This window comes from Photobacterium sp. GJ3, assembly GCF_018199995.1.
Classification (GTDB): domain Bacteria; phylum Pseudomonadota; class Gammaproteobacteria; order Enterobacterales; family Vibrionaceae; genus Photobacterium.
Genome location: NZ_CP073578.1, coordinates 887,069 through 906,302, shown reverse-complemented (window position 1 = coordinate 906,302; position 19,234 = coordinate 887,069). Strand labels below are relative to the sequence as shown.

Annotated in this window: 18 protein-coding genes and 1 riboswitch; of the genes, 6 read left to right on the top strand and 12 right to left on the bottom strand. The window is 48.3% G+C overall.

Annotated features, from left to right (window positions below; genetic code table 11):
- The first annotated feature begins 124 nt into the window (after positions 1 to 124).
- The 4 genes from mnmA (at position 125) to KDD30_RS04070 (ending at position 4,544) form a co-directional block, all read left to right on the top strand.
- Complete coding sequence (gene mnmA, locus KDD30_RS04085; protein WP_211647518.1) at positions 125 to 1,234, top strand: tRNA 2-thiouridine(34) synthase MnmA; 1,110 nt, start codon at positions 125 to 127, stop codon at positions 1,232 to 1,234.
- 12 nt (positions 1,235 to 1,246) lie between these two features.
- A complete protein-coding gene (hflD, locus tag KDD30_RS04080; RefSeq protein WP_211647517.1) occupies positions 1,247 to 1,864 on the top strand; it encodes a high frequency lysogenization protein HflD in 618 nt (205 codons plus the stop codon).
- Between the two features lie 72 nt (positions 1,865 to 1,936).
- Positions 1,937 to 3,304 (top strand): adenylosuccinate lyase, encoded by a 1,368-nt coding sequence (gene purB / locus KDD30_RS04075; RefSeq protein ID WP_211647516.1) that lies wholly within the window; start codon positions 1,937 to 1,939, stop codon positions 3,302 to 3,304.
- A gap of 106 nt (positions 3,305 to 3,410) precedes the next feature.
- Positions 3,411 to 4,544 (top strand): cupin domain-containing protein, encoded by a 1,134-nt coding sequence (locus KDD30_RS04070; RefSeq protein ID WP_211647515.1) that lies wholly within the window; start codon positions 3,411 to 3,413, stop codon positions 4,542 to 4,544.
- A 109-nt stretch (positions 4,545 to 4,653) separates the two neighbouring features.
- On the opposite strand, the gene KDD30_RS04065 is transcribed toward KDD30_RS04070, so the two are convergent.
- From KDD30_RS04065 to moaA, 12 genes are all read right to left on the bottom strand, one after another.
- Positions 4,654 to 6,768, bottom strand: a complete 2,115-nt coding sequence (locus KDD30_RS04065; RefSeq protein ID WP_211647514.1) for a methyl-accepting chemotaxis protein — start codon at positions 6,766 to 6,768, stop codon at positions 4,654 to 4,656.
- A 172-nt stretch (positions 6,769 to 6,940) separates the two neighbouring features.
- Positions 6,941 to 7,930: a murein tripeptide/oligopeptide ABC transporter ATP binding protein OppF gene (gene oppF / locus KDD30_RS04060; RefSeq protein WP_211647513.1), complete on the bottom strand. Its 990-nt coding sequence runs from the start codon at positions 7,928 to 7,930 to the stop codon at positions 6,941 to 6,943.
- The gene (locus KDD30_RS04055; protein WP_211647512.1) at positions 7,875 to 8,894 is read right to left on the bottom strand and encodes an ABC transporter ATP-binding protein; all 1,020 of its coding nucleotides are present in this window, start codon (positions 8,892 to 8,894) and stop codon (positions 7,875 to 7,877) included. Before KDD30_RS04055 ends, oppF begins: the two co-directional genes overlap by 56 nt.
- A gap of 81 nt (positions 8,895 to 8,975) precedes the next feature.
- A complete protein-coding gene (gene oppC, locus KDD30_RS04050; protein WP_211649522.1) occupies positions 8,976 to 9,887 on the bottom strand; it encodes an oligopeptide ABC transporter permease OppC in 912 nt (303 codons plus the stop codon).
- Positions 9,888 to 9,902: 15 nt separating this feature from the next.
- On the bottom strand, positions 9,903 to 10,823 hold the full coding sequence (gene oppB, locus KDD30_RS04045) for an oligopeptide ABC transporter permease OppB (protein WP_211647511.1): 921 nt from the start codon (positions 10,821 to 10,823) through the stop codon (positions 9,903 to 9,905).
- Between the two features lie 97 nt (positions 10,824 to 10,920).
- Positions 10,921 to 12,552 (bottom strand): ABC transporter substrate-binding protein, encoded by a 1,632-nt coding sequence (locus KDD30_RS04040; protein WP_211647510.1) that lies wholly within the window; start codon positions 12,550 to 12,552, stop codon positions 10,921 to 10,923.
- A gap of 453 nt (positions 12,553 to 13,005) precedes the next feature.
- Entirely contained in the window at positions 13,006 to 13,176 is a 171-nt protein-coding gene (locus KDD30_RS04035; protein ID WP_211647509.1) for a hypothetical protein, read from the bottom strand.
- A gap of 630 nt (positions 13,177 to 13,806) precedes the next feature.
- Positions 13,807 to 14,934 carry a porin gene (locus tag KDD30_RS04030; RefSeq protein ID WP_211647508.1) on the bottom strand — a complete coding sequence of 376 codons (1,128 nt, stop codon included), beginning with the start codon at positions 14,932 to 14,934 and terminating at the stop codon, positions 13,807 to 13,809.
- A gap of 647 nt (positions 14,935 to 15,581) precedes the next feature.
- Positions 15,582 to 16,052: a molybdopterin synthase catalytic subunit MoaE gene (moaE, locus tag KDD30_RS04025; RefSeq protein WP_249199190.1), complete on the bottom strand. Its 471-nt coding sequence runs from the start codon at positions 16,050 to 16,052 to the stop codon at positions 15,582 to 15,584.
- Positions 16,052 to 16,297, bottom strand: a complete 246-nt coding sequence (gene moaD / locus KDD30_RS04020) for a molybdopterin synthase sulfur carrier subunit (protein WP_211647507.1) — start codon at positions 16,295 to 16,297, stop codon at positions 16,052 to 16,054. The genes moaE and moaD overlap by 1 nt, the downstream gene beginning before the upstream one ends.
- Positions 16,297 to 16,794: a cyclic pyranopterin monophosphate synthase MoaC gene (gene moaC, locus KDD30_RS04015; protein WP_211647506.1), complete on the bottom strand. Its 498-nt coding sequence runs from the start codon at positions 16,792 to 16,794 to the stop codon at positions 16,297 to 16,299. Before moaC ends, moaD begins: the two co-directional genes overlap by 1 nt.
- Positions 16,795 to 16,826: 32 nt before the next feature.
- Entirely contained in the window at positions 16,827 to 17,816 is a 990-nt protein-coding gene (gene moaA / locus KDD30_RS04010; RefSeq protein ID WP_211647505.1) for a GTP 3',8-cyclase MoaA, read from the bottom strand.
- A riboswitch (molybdenum cofactor riboswitch) is annotated at positions 17,805 to 17,951 on the bottom strand. (Overlaps the previous gene by 12 nt.)
- A 209-nt stretch (positions 17,952 to 18,160) precedes the next feature.
- On the opposite strand from moaA, the gene KDD30_RS04005 reads away from it, so the two are divergent.
- Both KDD30_RS04005 and KDD30_RS04000 read left to right on the top strand, forming a co-directional pair.
- Complete coding sequence (locus KDD30_RS04005) at positions 18,161 to 18,388, top strand: hypothetical protein (protein ID WP_211647504.1); 228 nt, start codon at positions 18,161 to 18,163, stop codon at positions 18,386 to 18,388.
- A gap of 213 nt (positions 18,389 to 18,601) precedes the next feature.
- Complete coding sequence (locus KDD30_RS04000; RefSeq protein WP_211647503.1) at positions 18,602 to 19,177, top strand: LON peptidase substrate-binding domain-containing protein; 576 nt, start codon at positions 18,602 to 18,604, stop codon at positions 19,175 to 19,177.
- Positions 19,178 to 19,234 lie beyond the last annotated feature (57 nt).

Genomic DNA, 19,234 nt, shown 5'->3' with positions numbered 1-19,234 from the left:
CGAAACTGACCAGACGTTTGCAGCGGAAGTATGAATAAAGTGTGAAGGTGCTCCCGATCTGTTTCAGCAAGTTGCTTTCTGTTAGAATCACGCTCTTATCACTTATTCAAGATTGAAGAGAAAAATGTCAGATAACAGCCAGAAAAAAGTTATTGTCGGCATGTCCGGCGGCGTCGATTCCTCGGTATCAGCTTACCTGCTGCTTCAACAGGGTTATCAGGTCGAAGGCCTGTTCATGAAGAACTGGGAAGAAGACGACAACGACGAGTACTGCTCTGCCGCAGAAGATCTCGCAGACGCGCAGGCTGTGTGCGACAAACTTGGCATTCATCTTCATACCATCAACTTTGCCGCAGAATACTGGGACAATGTGTTCGAGTATTTTCTGGCAGAGTACAAAGCAGGCCGTACACCGAATCCGGATATCCTGTGCAACAAAGAAATCAAATTCAAAGCATTTCTCGAATTTGCAGACGAAGTGCTGGATGCCGATTACATTGCGATGGGTCACTACACCCGCCGCACCTTCCCGACTCAGCCGGACGAAAAACCGCAGATGCTGCGCGGCCTGGATAACAATAAAGACCAAAGCTATTTTCTGTATACCCTGAGCCATGATCAGATTGCCCGTAGTCTGTTCCCGGTCGGTGAACTTGAAAAACCTGAAGTTCGCAGAATTGCGGAAGAACAAGGGTTAATCACCGCCAAGAAGAAAGACTCTACAGGCATCTGCTTTATCGGTGAGCGTAAGTTCACAGAATTTCTCAGCAAGTATCTGCCAGCCCAACCCGGTGAAATCGTGTCTGCGGATGACGGTCAGGTGATCGGCGAGCATCAGGGCCTGATGTATCATACGCTGGGCCAGCGCAAAGGCTTGCATATCGGGGGGATGAAAGACAGCACGGATGAGCCCTGGTACGTGGTCGATAAAGATGTTGAGCACAACCAGCTGATTGTGGGTCAGGGTAAAGATCACCCGCGCCTGCAGTCCAATGGCTTAATGGCAGCCCAGTTGCACTGGGTTGATCGCGACATCATGCGTGAACCGCTCCAGTGTACAGTGAAAACCCGTTATCGCCAGCAGGACATTCCGTGCACCATCATCCCGATTGATGATGAGCGGATTAAGGTCATCTTTGATGAGCCGCAAACTGCAGTAACCCCCGGCCAGTCGGCTGTGTTTTATCAGGGTAACGTGTGTTTAGGCGGCGGTATCATCGAGCAGAGATTCTAAGGAAAGCGGAATATGGCGTATTCACTTTATGACAGGACGGTTGCGTTTGCAGGCATTTGCCAGGCAGTCAAACTGGTACAGACCGTGGCAAGAACCGGCACCTGCGATGAGGAGGCTCTCATCACTTGCCTGCGCAGCCTGACAGAAACTGATCCGAAAAATGTCATTGAAATCTATGGGCAGGAGTCCGACCTGCAACTGGGTCTCAGCACCATGGTCCATGAAATCGACAATACACCGGCTGGCAGTGAAATTACCCGCTATCTGGTGAGTGTCATGGCGCTTGAGCGCAAGCTGGCCAGCCGCCGGGACAGCATGTCACAACTGGGCGATCGCATTGATATGGTCAAACGCCAGCTCGATCATTTCGAGTTGCTGGATGATCAAATGATCAGCAACCTTGCCAGTGTGTACCTTGATGTTATCAGCCCGCTGGGGCCACGCATTCAGGTCACAGGCACCCCTGCCCAGTTACAGCAACAACAGGCTCAGCACAAAGTTCGTGCCCTGTTGCTGGCCGCGGTTCGCAGTGCGGTTCTGTGGCGCCAGGTTGGCGGCAAGCGACGCCATCTGTTGTTCGGACGGAAGCAAATGCTTGAGCAAGCCAAAATTATTCAGGCCAGAAGCTAAATCTATTTCATTGAGCGCCCAAAGCAGGCGCTCTGTAACTCAGCTATAACCCCTAATCAGGAGAGAGACAACATGGAACTGTCAGCATTGACTGCTGTTTCCCCGGTAGACGGCCGCTATGGCAGCAAGACCAGCGCCCTGCGCAGTATCTTCAGTGAATTCGGTCTGCTGAAGTATCGCACCATCGTCGAAATTCGCTGGCTGCAAAAACTGGCAGCAACTGACGCTATCGCGGAAGTTCCAGCGTTCAGCGCTGAAGCCAACGCCTTCCTGGATCGTATTGCTGCAGAATTCAGCGAAGAAGATGCACAGCGCATCAAAACTATTGAGCGCACCACGAACCACGACGTCAAAGCCGTGGAATATTTCCTGAAAGAAAAAGTCGCAGGCGTACCTGAACTGCACGCTGTCAATGAATTCATTCACTTTGCCTGCACATCAGAAGACATTAACAACCTGTCTCACGCCCTGATGCTGAAAGAAGCACGTGAAACGGTGATGTTGCCAGAAGTCCGCGGCCTGATTGATGCAATCAGAGGTCTGGCAAATGAATATCGTGACATTCCTCTGCTGTCCCGCACCCATGGTCAGCCTGCTTCCCCAAGTACGATGGGGAAAGAAATGGCCAACGTTGCGTACCGTATGGAGCGTCAGTATCGTCAGATCGCGCAAGTTGAATTGATGGGTAAAATCAACGGTGCAGTCGGTAACTACAATGCGCACCTGTCGGCTTACCCGGAAATCGACTGGCATCAGTACAGTGAGGAATTTGTCACTTCACTGGGCCTGACCTGGAACCCGTACACCACGCAAATCGAGCCGCATGATTACATTGCAGAACTATTCGATGCCTTTGCCCGTTTCAACACCATTCTGATCGACTTTGACCGCGATGTCTGGGGTTATATCGCGCTGGGTCATTTCAAGCAGAAGACGATTGCCGGTGAAATTGGTTCTTCAACTATGCCACATAAAGTGAACCCGATTGACTTCGAAAACTCCGAAGGCAACCTGGGTCTGGCAAACGCCATTTTTGGCCACCTGGCACAAAAACTGCCGATTTCCCGCTGGCAGCGTGACCTGACCGACTCAACCGTTCTGCGTAATTTGGGTGTTGGTTGTGGTTACGCACTGATTGCTTATACCTCCACCATGAAAGGTATCAGCAAGCTGGAAGTCAACCAAGCGGCACTGGAAGCAGAACTGGATCAGAACTGGGAAGTTCTGGCTGAGCCGGTTCAGACTGTGATGCGCCGTTACGGCATTGAAAAGCCGTACGAAAAGCTGAAAGAGCTGACGCGTGGCAAACGTGTTGATGGCGAAGGCATGCGCCAGTTCATTGATGGCTTGGATCTGCCGGAACATGAGAAAACCCGTCTGAAAGCCATGACACCTGCGAACTATATTGGTGACGCAGTGAAGCTGACCGACAAGCTGTAATCGCTTTTCTCTCCCCAAAGGGCCAGCGCTTGCTGGCCTTTTTGCTTTCTGCAGATCTCCCGGCAGAACTGATATAATCCCGCTAAATTCCTAAAGATTGAAGCTTATGTACTCATTTACGTTCTCGTTCAGCGATTTCTTATCGACATACTGGCAAAAGCAACCCACTGTGATCAAAGGTGGATTCTCCGATTTTGAAGACCCGATCAGCCCCGATGAACTGGCCGGGCTGGCCATGGAACCGGAAGTCGATTCCCGCTATGTCGCTCGTCAGGGAGAAGACTGGCAGGTGGAGCAAGGGCCGCTGACATTTGACAATCTGCCGGAAGATCACTGGTCTTTTATGGTTCAGGCAGCCAATCACTGGCATCCCGGAGCAGCCCGATTAGTGAGCCCATTCCGCCAGATGCCGGGGTGGTTGTTTGATGATCTGATGATCAGCTACTCCACACCCGGTGGCGGTGTTGGCCCTCACTTCGATCAGTATGACGTCTTTATCATTCAGGGCAGCGGAAAACGCCGCTGGCGGGTTGGTCCGCGTAAAGACGATTATCAGGAGTGCTTCCGTCATCCGAGCCTGCGTCAGATCACTGGCTTCGAACCAATCATCGACGAAGTCCTCGAACCGGGCGATATTCTCTATATTCCGGCCGGTTTCCCGCATGATGGATATGCGCTGGAAAACGCCATGAGTTACTCCATGGGATTCCGTTCACCGAAACAGCAAGAGCTGCTCAGCAGCTTTGCCGATTTCATCATTGAGAACGAACTGGGTGACGTCCACTACGAAAATCCAGACCTACCTGCGCGGGCACAGTATGGCGAATTACCAGCCGCCGAGACTCAGGGACTGATTTCAATGATGCAGAATCTGATGCAAGACCCGGTTGTGATGCAGCAATGGCTGGGTGAATACCTGAGCCTGAGCCGCCACAATATGGATGTCATTTCTGCCGATCCGCTCTGGCAGGGTGAAGAACTGGCCAGCCTGCTGATGCAGGGAGAAACCCTGTTTAAAATTGGCGGGTTGCGCGCGTTTTATCATCAGGGTAATCCACAGACAGTGTACATTGATGGCGAACAGTATCCGCTGCCGGAAGGATGTGAATCCGCGGCTCACTGGCTATGTAACCAAGACAACTTTTCCATTGAGGAAGTCGGTGCATTGATCCATCAGCCAGAGCTGCTTGCTTTGTTAACAAAGCTGGTGAACATGGGTTACTGGCATCCGGCTGAGTAAATTCAGCGGTTGAATCATAGTGTCGCTGAGAAGGGCGCTGAGATTCCGGCAAGATAAAACAGCCCGCAATCAAGCGGGCTGTTTTCAATGCAAAATCGCTGTTGCGTCATCAGACTCTGAACTGACCGGCCAGTTCCTGCTGTTTGTGCGACAGAGAGGTCAGACGCTGACCAATGGTTGCGGAATGTTCAGCCTGCCCCAGAATCGTTTCGCTGAGTTCACGAATATTCGACACATTCCGGTTCACTTCACCGGCCACAGCACGCTGCTCTCCTGCAGCATTCATGATCTGCTCATTCATCTGCTGAATCGCGCGGACAGCCTGGGTGATCCGCTCCAGGCTGTTCACGGCTTCGCTGACCTGCTGTGCGGTATCGCCCGCCAACTGATTCCCTTCTTCAATGGCAGACACCACACTTCGGGTCCCCTGCTGCAACACTTCAATCACGTTACGGATCTGACCGACAGAATCCTGGGTCCGGCGCGCTAACTGACGCACTTCATCCGCCACCACAGCAAAACCACGACCTTGCTCACCAGCACGGGCTGCTTCAATAGCTGCATTCAACGCAAGTAAGTTGGTTTGCTCCGAAATACCGGCGATGACTTGCAGGATCTGATCAATATCTTCACTGTTTCGTTCCAGATCCCGTGCCACCGGCACTGCAGTTTCCATCCGGGAGACTAAGTGATTCATCGAATCTGCAGAGGTATGAATCACCCCCTGCCCTTCTACCGCAGCTTTATCTGCGTCACGAGCGGCTTCTACCGCCGTTTCGGTGTGGCTCACCACCTGCTCAGCCGTTTGCGCCATTTCTTCGGAAGCGGTCGCAACCATATCAACTTCTTTAAACTGCGCCTGGCTGCCGTCCCGGGTATGGCTGGCAATCTGTGCCGCCTCATTGGCGGTGGTGCCAACCTGATCAACGGCGATGATCACCTGAGAGATCGTGTGTTGTAATTTATCGAGGAAGCGATTGAACCAGGTGGCCAGCTCGCCCAGCTCGTCCTGATTCTCAACCTGCAGCCGCTGGGTCAGATCCCCTTCTCCGGATGCAATATCTTTCAGGCGATCAGCGACCTGACGAATCGGTGCCACCAGCTTCGCTGCGGCAAACCAGAGTATCAGCAAACCCGCAGCAGCAATCAGTAAACTGACAAACAGCTGAACAACAGAAGATTCATCCCGCTGAACCTGAATGGCATGATCCAGCGCAGTTGCCTCTGCCAGGACTTTTTCTGCCGGAAGCTGAATGACAACGCCCCAGGTGGTCTGGCCCAGCTCCACGGGATTGTATGCCGTCAGTGATGACTGATCCTCATTCCAGCCGATGACTTGCTTGCCTTCTTTCAGCCAGCGATTTGTGGCATCGGGCAAGCCGTCTGAATTTTTGAATATTGTCCCGACCCGATTGCGGTCCTGATCCCAGGCAACCACGGTGCCATTCTGACTGATCAGCGACACTGTTCCGCTGCCGCTGTACAAATGCTCGTCCACCAGCTGGATCAGGCGTTGCAAGTAATCCAGCTTCACATCAATGCCCATGACGCCGATCGTTTTCCCGGAGACCGTCAGAGGAATCGTGATTGAGCTCAATAAGACCTGTTGTCCGTTATCCGTAGCAAAAATCGGATCCTGTATACAGGAAGCGCCACGCTGAAGACTGCAGGTGTACCACAGGTTCTGACTGCCGTCCTGCAGCTGTACTTCCGAAATGATACGTTGTTCCGCTTCTCCGCTTTCCCCACGATACCAATATGGCGCAAAACGTCCTGTGCTGTTCGCCCCGACATAAGCCGCATCGACATAATTTCCATCTTCACCATCTAAAGCATCAGGTTCAAAAACCACAAATGCGCCATGAATATTGGTGAAATCATTGACAGAACGGCGTAATAACTCAGTGATCGATCCCCGAAGTTCAGCACTATTGGTATAGTTTTCTTCAGCGTTGTATTTCAGAAACAATACGCTCTGAGCAAGCATCTCTGCGCGGTACGATGCCTCATCCAGAAATTGCTGAATTGAAATTGCCTGTCTTTCTGCCTGTGACTTCACCAGTTCCTGTGACTGGTTTCGAAGCGAGCTGAACGACTGCTGGCTGACCAACTGCTGACTTTGTCCTGAAAAATAAAATGAAAGACTTGTGAGAACTGCTGCTGTTGCCAGTAAGGCAAACCCTGCCATCAGGGTAATTTTCCACTGAACAGAGAGTGACCGCATAATACCTTCCTTGTAATTCATATCAGTCAAAATGTATCCACTGGTGACAATTACATCAACAAACTGTTAACAAAGGATTTAAAAGTTTGATATTGATTCAGTGTTTTATTCTAGTGGCTTACAAAAAAAGCGCGGGTTTTACGCCGCGCTTAAAGCCTGTCACAGGCTTAAATCAGTGTACATTCAAGCAAGATACAGAATGGACATCACTGCCTTCCAGCTGCGGTTTTTTCTGTGCGCAGCTTTCAGTCGCCTGTGGGCAACGGGTTCTGAAAACACAACCTGAAGGTGGGTTCATGGGTGACGGCAGGTCCCCTTCCAGTAACTGAATCGTCTTGCTTCGTTCCAGTTCCGGATCCGGAATCGGGACTGCAGACATCAGTGCTTTGGTATAAGGGTGCTTCGGCTCGGAAAACAATGCGTCCCCTTCCCCAATTTCTACCGCATTGCCCAGATACATCACCAACACACGGTCAGAAATGTGCTTCACCACGGATAAGTCGTGTGCAATGAAAATCAGGCTCAGGCCCATTTCTTTTTGCAGCGACTTCAGCAAGTTCACCACCTGCGCCTGAATCGAAACATCCAGTGCCGATACCGGCTCATCACAAATAATCAGTTTAGGTTTCAGGATCAGCGCACGGGCAATCCCGATTCGTTGACACTGACCGCCGGAAAACTCATGCGGATAACGGTTGATCACGTTTGGCAGCAAACCAACTTTATTCATCATTTCTTTGACACGCGCTTTCACATCATCATCCGATAGTTCCGGATAAAATGTTTTCAGCGGCTCTGCAATAATGTCACCCACCGTCATCCGTGGGTTCAGCGACGCCAGCGGGTCCTGGAAAATCATCTGAATTTCTTTGCGCTTCTCACGCAGCGCATTGTGCTCAAGCTTGGTCAGATCCTGACCCAGCCAAACCACATTCCCTTCGGTGGCTTCAACCAGCCCAATCACCGCACGAGCAAAAGTGGACTTGCCGCAGCCAGACTCGCCAACAACCCCCAGAGTTTCCCCTTCGTACAAACGGATACCCACACCGTCGACCGCTTTCAGCTTCAGCGGTTTGGTCCACGGCCAGGCAGATTTCGGCGTAATGTTAAAGTGAACTTTCAGGTTTTGAATCTCGAGTAAAACTTTCTTTTCTGCTTGCATTACCAGGTCCCGCATCAGAAAAACATGCACGTAAACGACCTTCTGCAAACGGCTGCAGAGAAGGTGCCTCTTGTGTACAACGGCTCGTTGCGCGATGGCAGCGCTCCTGATATGGGCAGCCAACCGGTAAACGCAGCAGGTTCGGCGGATTTCCAGGGATTGTTGGTAAATCTTCGCCCTCAGTATCCAGTCGGGGAATCGCTTTCAGCAATCCTTCCGTGTACGGATGTGCAGGCTGGTAGAAAATTTCATTAATCTTGCCGTATTCCATGGTCCGGCCCGCATACATCACCAGGACTTTGTCACAGCTACCAGCCACAACACCCAGATCGTGCGTGATCATAATGATCGCGGTGTTGAAATCGGATTTCAGTTCATTGAGCAAATCCATGATCTGCGCCTGAACGGTCACATCCAGAGCTGTGGTTGGCTCATCAGCAATCAGCAGCTTTGGACGGCACAGCAGTGCCATTGCAATCATCACACGCTGACGCATGCCGCCTGAGAACTCATGCGGGTACATGGTAATCCGCTTCCGGGCTTCCGGGATTTTCACCGCATCCAGCATCCGGACACTTTCTTCAAATGCTTCTGCCCGGCCCAAGCCTTTGTGCAGCATCAGCACTTCCATTAACTGATCGCTGACTTTCATATAAGGGTTCAGCGAGGTCATCGGATCCTGGAAAATCATTGCAATCTGCTCTGCCCGAATCTTATTCAATTCGCGCTCAGACAAATTCAGAATCTCACGGCCTTCAAACTGAGCACTGCCGCTAATCTTGCCGTTTTTGGCCAACAGACCCATGATGGCGAATACCGTCTGGCTTTTGCCCGAACCGGACTCACCCACAATACCCAGAGTTTCACCCTGTTTTAGTGAGAAATTCAAATCGTTGACTGCGGTTACAATCCCGTCCTGGGTTGTAAATTCGACACGCAGATCTTTGACATCTAATAGGCTCATAACTTGCTTCCTTTTCCTGCCACTGTACGGTCCGTAAATCAGTAGGGGGAACCGTACAGCGGCAATGAATATTGCTTGGTTTTATCTGTCTTTTGGATCCAGTGCGTCACGCAGACCGTCACCAACATAGTTAAAGCAGAACAGGGTCAGAACCATGAAGGCTGCCGGGAACATCAACTGCCAGATGGCAATTTCCATTGTTTGAGCACCCTCCTGAAGCAGTGCACCCCAACTGGTCATTGGCTCCTGAACACCCAAGCCAAGGAAACTCAGGAAAGATTCTGTCAGAATCATTTGTGGCACCAGCAAAGTTGAGTAAACCGCAACAATCCCCAGCACATTCGGAACGATGTGACGGGTAATGATGTTCCAGCGGCTGACACCACAAACATGTGCCGCTTCGATAAATTCCTTACTACGCAGCGACAACGTCTGACCACGGACGATACGCGCCATATCCAGCCAGGAAATCGCACCAATCGCCACAAAGATCAGCATGATGTTACGGCCAAAGAAGGTTACCAGTACAATCACGAAGAACATGAACGGAATGGAATACAGAATCTCCAAAATCCGCATCATAATGCGGTCCGTTCGGCCACCAATAAAACCAGACGTCGCACCGTATAAGGTACCGATCACCACAGCAACCAGCGCACCCAGAATCCCCACCATCAGCGAGATCCGGCCACCAATCAGCGTTCGGGTATAAAGGTCACGACCCAGGCTGTCTGTTCCAAAGAAATGGCCTTCTGCGCCCAGACTTGGCGCAGCATGCAAGGCATACCAGTCTGTATCATCGAATGCGTACTGGCTGAACATCGGGCCAAAAATCACAGCCAGACAGATCAGAAACAAGATCGACAGACTGACCATGGCCGCTTTATTACGCATAAAGCGGGTACGGGCATCCTGCCACAAACTACGGCCTTCAATTTCCAGCTGCTCTGAAAACTTCTCAACCGCTTCTACGTTTTCTTTTTTAGTCAACATCATCGGTCAGTTTCCTTAATAGCGGATTTTCGGATCGATATACGCCAGCACAATATCAACAATGGCGTTAAACAAAATGGTCAGCGTACCAATCAAAATCGTGACACCAAGGACCAGTGAATAGTCACGGTTAAAGGCAGCGTTCACGAACAACTTACCAATGCCTGGCAGGCCGAAGATGGTTTCAATGACCACAGATCCGGTGATGATGCCTACAAATGCCGGTCCCATATAAGACACAACGGGCAGCAATGCGGGTTTCAGGGCATGTTTGACGATGATGTACGGATAGCTCAGGCCTTTTGCACGAGCGGTCCGGATAAAGTTACTGTTCAGGGTTTCAATCATACTACCGCGTGTAATCCGGGCAAAAGTCGCCACATACAACAATGCCATACCAAACATAGGCAGCAGCATGAATTCAATTGAGCCCCCTTGCCAACCGCCCGCAGGCAGCCAATGCAAATTAATGGCAAAGATATAAATCAGAACGGGTGCAAGAATAAATGAAGGCATCACCACACCGGCCATCGCGGTCGACATGATGAGATAATCCATCCAGGTATTTTGTTTCAACGCGGCAATGGTTCCAACCGTGACCCCCATGACTAACGCAAAGATAAACGCAAAGAAACCAATTTTAGCTGAAACAGGCAATGCATCCTGAATCAATTCATTCACGGTAAAGTCTTTATATTTAAAAGACGGACCAAAATCACCATGAAGGATATTCACCAGATACGTTGTATATTGTTCAAAAACAGGCTTATCCAAGCCATATTTTGCTTCAATATTTGCCATGACTTCCGGGGGCAGTGGACGCTCACTTGAGAAAGGGTTACCCGGTGCGAAGCGCATCAGGAAAAATGAGATCGTAATCAGTACCAGCAAGGTAGGGATCGCCTCAAAAATCCGTTTTGCAACAAATTTAATCATAATTGTTACCGACTATAAGCTGTGACAGAAGGGCTGCATCTCCCTGATCAATCAAGGAGATGCAGACTAGTCTTATTTTTTTGATTCTTGCTGTTTATTATTCAGCAATGATGTACATGTCTTTCGTAAACATCTTATCTTCGGCGTTGTTACGTGGGTAACCACCGACGTGTGGGTTTACCAGACGAGCTTTCACATACTGATAGATAGGCGCGATTGGCATATCTTTCGCCAGCAGTTTTTCAGCTTCTACGTACAGTGCTTCACGCTCAGCGTCGGAAGTTGAATCAAGCGCTTTCGCCATGATGGTGTCATACGCTTTGCTGTGATAGCGAGGGTCATTTGAAGAGTTGTTACTTTGCATCAGTGACAGGAAGCTGGATGCTTCGTTATAGTCACCACACCAGCCGGCACGGGTCACTTCGAAGTTACCCTGACGACGGTTATCCAGGTAAGTCTTCCACTCCTGGTTTTCCAGCTCGGCAGTCACACCCAGATTTTTCTTCCACATCGAGGCAATCGCAACTGCAATTTTCTTGTGGTTTTCTGAAGTGTTATAAAGCAGGGTGAAGTTCAGCGGATTGCTGCTGTCAAAACCTGCTTCTTTCAGCAATTCTTTTGCTTTTTCAACGCGCTCTTTCTGAGTCAGGTTTGCATACTCAGGTGCAACCGGATCGAATCCTGCGGTGATTTCTGGTGTCAGGAAATAAGCAGGTTTCTGGCCCTGGCCCAACAGCGCTTTGGTGATAATGTCACGGTCAATCGCATAAGTCAGCGCTTTACGGACACGCACATCATTGAATGGTGCTTTTTCGTTATTAAAACCGTAGTAGTAAGAGCACAGGTTTCCAGAAATTGCCACATCCTCAGGATGTTCTTTTTCCAGGCGACGGAAATGCTCATTCGGCAGTTCGTTCGTGATATCAATTTCACCCGCCAGGAATCGGTTCATTTCAGCAACCTGATTCTCAATCGGCAAATAAGTGACTTTGTTGATCACGGTGTTTTTGTTGTCCCAGTAGTGCTTGTTACGAACCATTTCAATACGTTCGTTGACAACCCACTTATCCAGTACATAAGCACCGTTACCCACGAAGTTTTCTGGCTTCGTCCAGTCATCACCAAATTTCTCAACCACTTTCTGGTTCACTGGTTTGACCGTAGTGTGACCCATCATCTTCACGAAATATGGAACAGCCTGCTCCAGTTCAATGCGCAACGTATGATCATCGTCCGCAAAAACACCCAGGGTGTCTTTGGTTTTCTTTCCGGCAATAATATCGGCAGCATTCTGCATGGTCGTCATTTCCAGATACCATGAATAAGGAGATGCAGTCGCTGGATCAACGGCACGTTTGAAGCTGTAGACAAAATCGTGGGCCGTCACCGGATCACCATTTGACCACTGCGCATTTTTACGAAGATGGAAAATAAAGGTGCGGTTATCTTTGGTTTCCCAACGCTCAGCAACCCCTGGAACTGTATTTCCGTTACCATCCTGGTTAACCAGTCCTTCCAGCAAGTCGCGAATCACGTGAGACTCAGGCACACCTTCAGTTTTGTGAGGGTCAATTGAAGCCACTTCAGTACCATTACCGCGTACCAGTTCCTGCTTATCAGCCAGTTTGACACCAGCAGGAACTTGCGCAGCCATTGTCGAAAAAGAAGCCGCAGCAACAGAAACACCTGCGCCCAGCAGAAGTGCCTGAGTAATTTTGTTCTTAAACATGCATTATCTCCAATACATTATTTCATTGCGTCCATGGCGTTCTTCAGTCAGGTAAACGAGAAGTTTTTTTCATGCATTGTTATTCCAATTAACAATACAATTTTGACCGAAGAATTGATTGGGAACTTTAACAGTAACTAACAATATTTGCCATAAAATCATCACAAAAACAGAGATCACACCTCATAAAATCGATTAGATCAGACAATAAAACCAACAGGAATCACCAAAACAGAGAGATAGGCCGCAATCACTGCCTCAAACAGTCGATACAGCCAAACATACTGATAACATGGATAATTAATCAAATTAAATGCATTAAAACCCAGAAAATCGCTATTTTAATCGGTGAAGATACAAATGAGAAAATATATTCAATCTGGAAAATATGAAATCTTGATCAATGCCCACAAAAAAAGCGCCAAAAATGACGCTTTTTGAAATGAAATCATCTTATTTTCGATCAGACTCAATCGTAAAATCTTTATCATTGGTCTGCTGACGCTGTTGATGTTCACGCATCGTGTCAGAATCGTGACGTATTGCGTCCTGATGCGGATCTCTGATTCCGGCTTCTTCCAGCAATTGTTTGACTCGCTTGTTGGATACTCGTCTGTGCTTCATAACGCCTCCCTTGTTTGACAAAAGAAATCGCCGTCGTGAGCTGTAACCACATGACTTTTAAACGAATGCCTGACTGTTACAATGCCATCCAGCATTTTCGAAATTCGCTCAGTTGATATCAGCCACAATGATTAACTATGGCACAATATATCCTGCTCTGCTGAACGCTGTTTTTAAGAACAAAAGCATATAAAAAAAACGCTGTTAGATTTTGTTTTCACAATTGCATTCCACTGTCATTTTCGAGTATCTCAGCCGAACATTTAGCGCTAATATTTGCGTCATTGGCAGGGTTATTCAATCAGCAGCAGTGATGACACTTCCAATACAACCTGTTCCTGAAAAAACGTGAGTGATCGAGAGTAAACTATGAGACCAGCAGGTGGCGCTTCACGCCCCAGCCCTTCACGAGTCCGTCATGGCTACATGCCACCAGCACGAAAAGTGAAAGACGAAGAAAGCATCAAATAAAGTCGACTGTTATCTGAGATTTTCTGAAATGAAATAGCCCCGAATGGGGCTATTTTTTTGCTTGCTTTTTCTGCTGCCTAATAGACATAAACCCGGCACCAAGGCACCGGGTTCAGGCAGTAGTATTTGCAAGTTACGCACTGCGGTCAAACGTCGTGATTACCAGTAAACGCGGTAACCAACGGCGAATGAACTTTCAGCATCTTTTACGCCACGAGCAACAGTGATGTCTGCATCGTTGTTGTCATAACCGATGGTTGCGCCGTCTGCATAGCCATATTCAGCATACACGCGTGACCAGCTGTTCAGGTGATACACACCGCCCAGATAAATCACGGTGTAGTCATCAGACATGCTCTGAGTACCATTTTCTGCTTCAAAATCAGAGAACTCATAACCACCGTAGATGCTTGCATTGCTTGCAACACTGTAAGTTGCCGCCAGCATGAAACTGTCTACGTCAACAGTACGCTTTGTGCCAGTATTCTTTTGCTCAAATGAGCCATTGTTATAGCTGAAACCGATTGTAGCAGGGCCAAACGTACCTTCGACAGTCCCTTCAAAATAAGTGTTTGCGATGTCTGCAGTAACATCAGTCTTGCTTGTTACTGTCGTGAAACCATCATTAACGCCGTCTTTATTGTTATCGACAGGCACATTTGATGTTGTTTCATTCTCACCCATGGAGAAAGATTTATCGCGGTTGTAACCACCACCCACGTGGAAGTTGAAGTTGCTGATACTTGTACCAACAAACAGCTCCGCTAACTCTTGGTTTGTATCATCTTCAGACAGACCAAAAGTAGAGTTTACCCAGAAGCTTTCGCCTTCGAATTTGTACTTGATAGCAGAGTCATGGCGACCGCCGGACAGTTTCTCAGAAGTCTGACTGATACCAGTCCCCCCGAAGAAGTAAGAGTAATCAGCGCCCCAAACATCATCAGCAGAAATCCACTGGCGACCAAAAGTGAAAGTACCGGCCTGAGAAGCTAAACCCGCAAAGTGCAGCCGGTTTGCCAGGTCATAAGAACCTTCTTTATAACCTACGCCAAATTCAACTTTACCGATCACATCCAGAGAGTCATTAACCGCATATTTTGCGTCAACACCGGCACGTGAAGAACCCGCGTTCAGAGTTACGTCTTTATTTTCGTATTTTTCTACTTGAGTACGTAGTTGACCGTAGAAGTTAACGAACTTTCCTTCTTCGTTAACGAGTTCATAAGCATTCGCTGCGTTTGCAATCAGTAAGGTAGGAATTGCTACTGCTAAAAGTGTCTTTTTCATTTTACATTCCTGTAACTATTTTGTGTTATTTGGCCCCATCCAAGGACGACAAAAACTTAACAGGCACTGAATGACCACGCAATAGAACATTTCAACAATAGCGCAACAAAATAGGACAAAAAACCACCAAAAGTTGAAATGTGATCATGATCCACTGCGAATATAAACCCATAAAAAAAGAATAAAAAATCATAGTTAATGGTTTTCAATGAATACTTTCAGCTTATGTATTCACAAAGCTGAATGGTGGATTAATCATAAAAGGTTATAAGTGGGTCAAAAATGGAATAAAAATGATATAAAACTTTTTTGGAACTTTTGCCGAAACTCGATTTTCTATTGCCACAAAAAAGTGTCAAATTTCACACTTTATGTTGTTAACGCAATGTATGATACCGTCAGCGGTGCAAAAAACTGCCTCTCAACGATTAGTTAGCTCACAATGCTTTCAATGCATTTATTTCGAAAAATTATGCAAACACGAACAAAGCATTATTCCACTTTCGATCAAATGAGAAGATGAAAACATCAAAAACACTTTAACTTTAAGAGGTAAAAACCACTCCTGGGTTTGATATGGGTGTTTTTCTCTATCTTCTCGAGAAGCTAGAGAAAAACAGGGGGAAGGAAATTATTAAACAACATTTTTACCAGCGTTGCCGCGCTGCTTGATCACTTTCTCGGGCATCCACCCATTTCGACTCTCCTTCCCTGACTTCTTTTTTCCAGAATGGGGCTTCGGTTTTCAGATAATCCATGATGAATTCACACGCCTGAAAGGCTGCGCCACGGTGTGCACTGGACACACCGACAAACACGATCTGGTCTCCAGATGTCAGGTGCCCGACACGATGTATCACGGTCACGGCAAGCAAAGGCCATCGTGTTTTTGCCTGAGCCACAATACCTGCCAGAGATTTCTCAGTCATTCCCGGATAATGCTCCAGGGTCAGGCTTGTCACCGATTCCCCTAAATTCATATCGCGAACTTTGCCGGTAAAAGTAACCACGGCCCCCGCCTGAGAACCCTGTGCCAGACAGCCATACTCCTGACCCACGTCAAAGTCTTCCGTTTGCACCCGAATACTGTCAGTCACATTTTGCGCGTTAGTCATCATTAACCTCCGGTGACCGGTGGAAAGAACGCCACTTCATCGCCATCCTGTAAAGGTGTATCGAAAGCGGTAATCGTCTGATTGACAGCCACCAGCAAACGTTGCGCATCGAGCGCCAGCGCCCACTTGTCTCCTTGAGAGGATAAATAGGCACGCAAGGCTTCCGCATCAGAAAAATCAGCGGCCACCTCGATTCGATCCGCCCCAACGAGTTCCCGTACCTGAGCGAAGAACATCACGGTAATCATCAGCATTCTCCCTGTTGTGCCGTGCCAGCGAAGAAATCACCGGATTTGCCACCCCGTTTTTCCAGCAATCTGACGGGTCCGATCACCATGTCTTTCTGAACCGCTTTACACATGTCATAAATCGTCAGCGCAGCAACTGAGGCTGCAGTCAGGGCTTCCATTTCCACACCGGTTTTCCCCGCAAGCTTACAGGCTGAGACAATTCGGACCTGATTGTGCTCCGGGACGGGTTCAAGCTGGACTTCCACTTTCGACAATAAAAGCGGATGGCATAATGGAATCAAATCCCAGGTTTTCTTGGCAGCCTGAATCCCCGCAATTCTGGCTGTGGCGAAGACATCACCTTTATGATGCTGACCGGAAAGAATGAGGGCCAGTGTTTCCTCCGACATCGAGACAAAAGCTTCCGCTCTTGCCTCCCGGACGGTGTCCGCTTTGGCAGAAACATCAACCATGTTGGCTTCACCGGAAGCATTAATATGAGTCAGTTCAGTCATTGAATTCTCTTCTTTTATTCTGTTGAAAGACATCAACCGCCGATAGATGCCAGATGCGGTGTCATACCTGTATTGCCTTCCAGTAAATAGTGGCTTACGGATTTCTCATTCAGTCCGCCGCGAATCCGGGCAATCAGCGCATCGTGTTGATGGTCACCACTCAGCAAATCACGTAACTCAACGCCATGATCGCCAAACAAACACAGATGCAATTTCCCCCGTGCAGAAACGCGCAGACGGTTACAGGTGGTACAAAACCCTTTTTCATAAGGCATGATCAGACCAATTTCACCAAGGTAGTCCGGGTGATAAAACACCTGTGCAGGGCCATCATTCAGACTTTTCGCTTTCAGTAACCAACCATTCGCAATCAGTGTATTGCGGATACTGACACCCGAGACATGATGATTCTGAAACAGAGTATCCATCTCCCCTGTCTGCATGAGTTCAATAAACCGGAGTTGAATCGGACGTGTTTTGATCCAGGCCAGGAACTGGGGTAATTGCTCAGCATTCATGCCTTTGAGCAACACCGTGTTCACTTTGATCTGCTCATAACCTGCATCAAAAGCGGCATCAATCCCAGCCATCACCTGATGAAAAAGATTCTCGCCGGTAATTTGATGGAATTGACGTGGGTCCAGGCTGTCCACACTGACATTAATGTGGGTCAGTCCTGCGGCACGCCATTCATGGACATGCTTAGCCATCCGGTAACCGTTCGTGGTCGTAGCCACTTTCTCGATACCAGGTTGCGAAGCAACAGTATGGATAATGTCTGTATAGTCTCGCCGCAAACTCGGCTCACCGCCGGTGATCCGGACTTTGGTTGTCCCACAGTCCGCAAAAGCGGCAGTGACACGACGGATTTCATCCAGCGTCAGGAAGGAAGGTTTCCTTCCTTTTTCAGGGTGATAGCCATCGGGCAGGCAATAGGTACACCTGAAATTACAGACATCAGTGATCGACAGGCGCAAGTAATAAAACTTGCGCTGAAAATTATCTTCAAATTGTTGAGCCACGGAACACCTTTCCAAATACGGGAGGCGAGTCCATTTCTGAACTAGCCCTGAGCAGTCCGGCACCATGCCGACTACTGGCGACAGCCCCATATCACAAGTGACTTAGAGACATACCGCTCGGAGTTATGATGGCAGTTATGCGTATGTGTCAGATATTTTTACAAAGAACTTTCACACTCTTTACAGAAAACACACAACAGCGTTGTAAATTCACACTACCAGAGTTTCACTCTGATTGACAAATAATTGAGAATTACCTTTTTAAGTCTACCCCTCACTCAGACTTGCGACAATACTACAAAGGAGTAGCGTTTTATTGTCCTTGATCAGGTCGAGGGGGAGTTATGTCAGACATTGTTGAATGCGCAACGCTCGAAGACATTGCTGTCTACTTGCAGCGAGAAGAAGGCATCGATGCACAACTGGCCCGCGTACAAGCCAAACAGGTCATTGATGGATTTGTTGACATGAGAGCCAAAGGGCTCATCAAGGGGTGGTATTTTGATGAACAGAATCATCTTGAATTACTGCCCAGTGATGCTGCCATGAAAATTATCGCGAACCAAAAGTAACGCTTACCCTGTTCGTGATCGTGAAACGCAAGATATGACGCAAATTGCACGCTGATTTTGCATTTTGCAAAGCGAATTGCATATCGAATCGATGGCATTTTCATGACAGCGTGATTCTGGGCAAAAAAATCCGGCATCTAATTTGCAGTGTTATGAGTGAGCATTACCGAAAAGACAAAAAGTCCAATGAAAATGAAAAAATTGGAGCCGACTATGAGTGACATGATCCCATTGATATTTCAACAGCGTCACATCCTGCCTGGCGGTCGGATCCCAGTGCGAATCCCACCTGGCAGCCAGATGGAAACGTTCAAAGTTGCCCTGGCCTCAGAAAATGGGTTTGGTATCTGCATGTTTGATGAAGACGAACATGGCCAGCATTTTTGCTATATCGGTACCCGAGTGACTGTCGAGGATTTTGACATCTCCAGTCAGGACGGCGCCCTGATCGCCACGCTGTATGGTCAGAACAATTTTCGAATCAAGGCATTGCATCAAGCGGATAATGGTGTGTTCTATGCTGAACCGGAAGAAATTCCGCAATGGCCGGATATGGCTTTGAAACAAGATCAGCAACAACTGGCTGAAAAACTCAATGTGATGTTTAAGAACCACCCGGAACTGGATAAACTGCACCAGACGAAACATCTGAATAATCTGAGTTGGTTGTGTCAGCGCTGGCTGGAACTCTTACCGATGCCAGCATTCCAGAAACAAGCATTGTTGACTGCACCGGATTGTCTGGATACCTATGATTATCTGCAAAGTATTATGCAGCAAAATCATTGATCTCTAAGGTATGGCGCCCATCATGTGACATTCAGTGGGCGCCCAATTTTGCCTTTA

Bases quoted from the DNA above. Each gene is read 5' to 3' on its own strand.
- KDD30_RS04055 (WP_211647512.1), bottom strand. From the start codon at position 8,894: ATGAGCCTATTAGATGTCAAAGATCTGCGTGTCGAATTTACAACCCAG.
- oppF (WP_211647513.1), bottom strand. From the start codon at position 7,930: ATGCAAGCAGAAAAGAAAGTTTTACTCGAGATTCAAAACCTGAAAGTT.
- KDD30_RS04035 (WP_211647509.1), bottom strand. From the start codon at position 13,176: ATGAAGCACAGACGAGTATCCAACAAGCGAGTCAAACAATTGCTGGAA.
- KDD30_RS04065 (WP_211647514.1), bottom strand. From the start codon at position 6,768: ATGCGGTCACTCTCTGTTCAGTGGAAAATTACCCTGATGGCAGGGTTT.
- oppC (WP_211649522.1), bottom strand. From the start codon at position 9,887: ATGTTGACTAAAAAAGAAAACGTAGAAGCGGTTGAGAAGTTTTCAGAG.
- purB (WP_211647516.1), top strand. From the start codon at position 1,937: ATGGAACTGTCAGCATTGACTGCTGTTTCCCCGGTAGACGGCCGCTAT.
- KDD30_RS04000 (WP_211647503.1), top strand. From the start codon at position 18,602: ATGAGTGACATGATCCCATTGATATTTCAACAGCGTCACATCCTGCCT.
- oppB (WP_211647511.1), bottom strand. From the start codon at position 10,823: ATGATTAAATTTGTTGCAAAACGGATTTTTGAGGCGATCCCTACCTTG.
- KDD30_RS04030 (WP_211647508.1), bottom strand. From the start codon at position 14,934: ATGAAAAAGACACTTTTAGCAGTAGCAATTCCTACCTTACTGATTGCA.
- KDD30_RS04070 (WP_211647515.1), top strand. From the start codon at position 3,411: ATGTACTCATTTACGTTCTCGTTCAGCGATTTCTTATCGACATACTGG.
- KDD30_RS04040 (WP_211647510.1), bottom strand. From the start codon at position 12,552: ATGTTTAAGAACAAAATTACTCAGGCACTTCTGCTGGGCGCAGGTGTT.
- moaE (WP_249199190.1), bottom strand. From the start codon at position 16,052: ATGATGACTAACGCGCAAAATGTGACTGACAGTATTCGGGTGCAAACG.
- moaD (WP_211647507.1), bottom strand. From the start codon at position 16,297: ATGATTACCGTGATGTTCTTCGCTCAGGTACGGGAACTCGTTGGGGCG.
- moaC (WP_211647506.1), bottom strand. From the start codon at position 16,794: ATGACTGAACTGACTCATATTAATGCTTCCGGTGAAGCCAACATGGTT.
- KDD30_RS04005 (WP_211647504.1), top strand. From the start codon at position 18,161: ATGTCAGACATTGTTGAATGCGCAACGCTCGAAGACATTGCTGTCTAC.
- hflD (WP_211647517.1), top strand. From the start codon at position 1,247: ATGGCGTATTCACTTTATGACAGGACGGTTGCGTTTGCAGGCATTTGC.
- mnmA (WP_211647518.1), top strand. From the start codon at position 125: ATGTCAGATAACAGCCAGAAAAAAGTTATTGTCGGCATGTCCGGCGGC.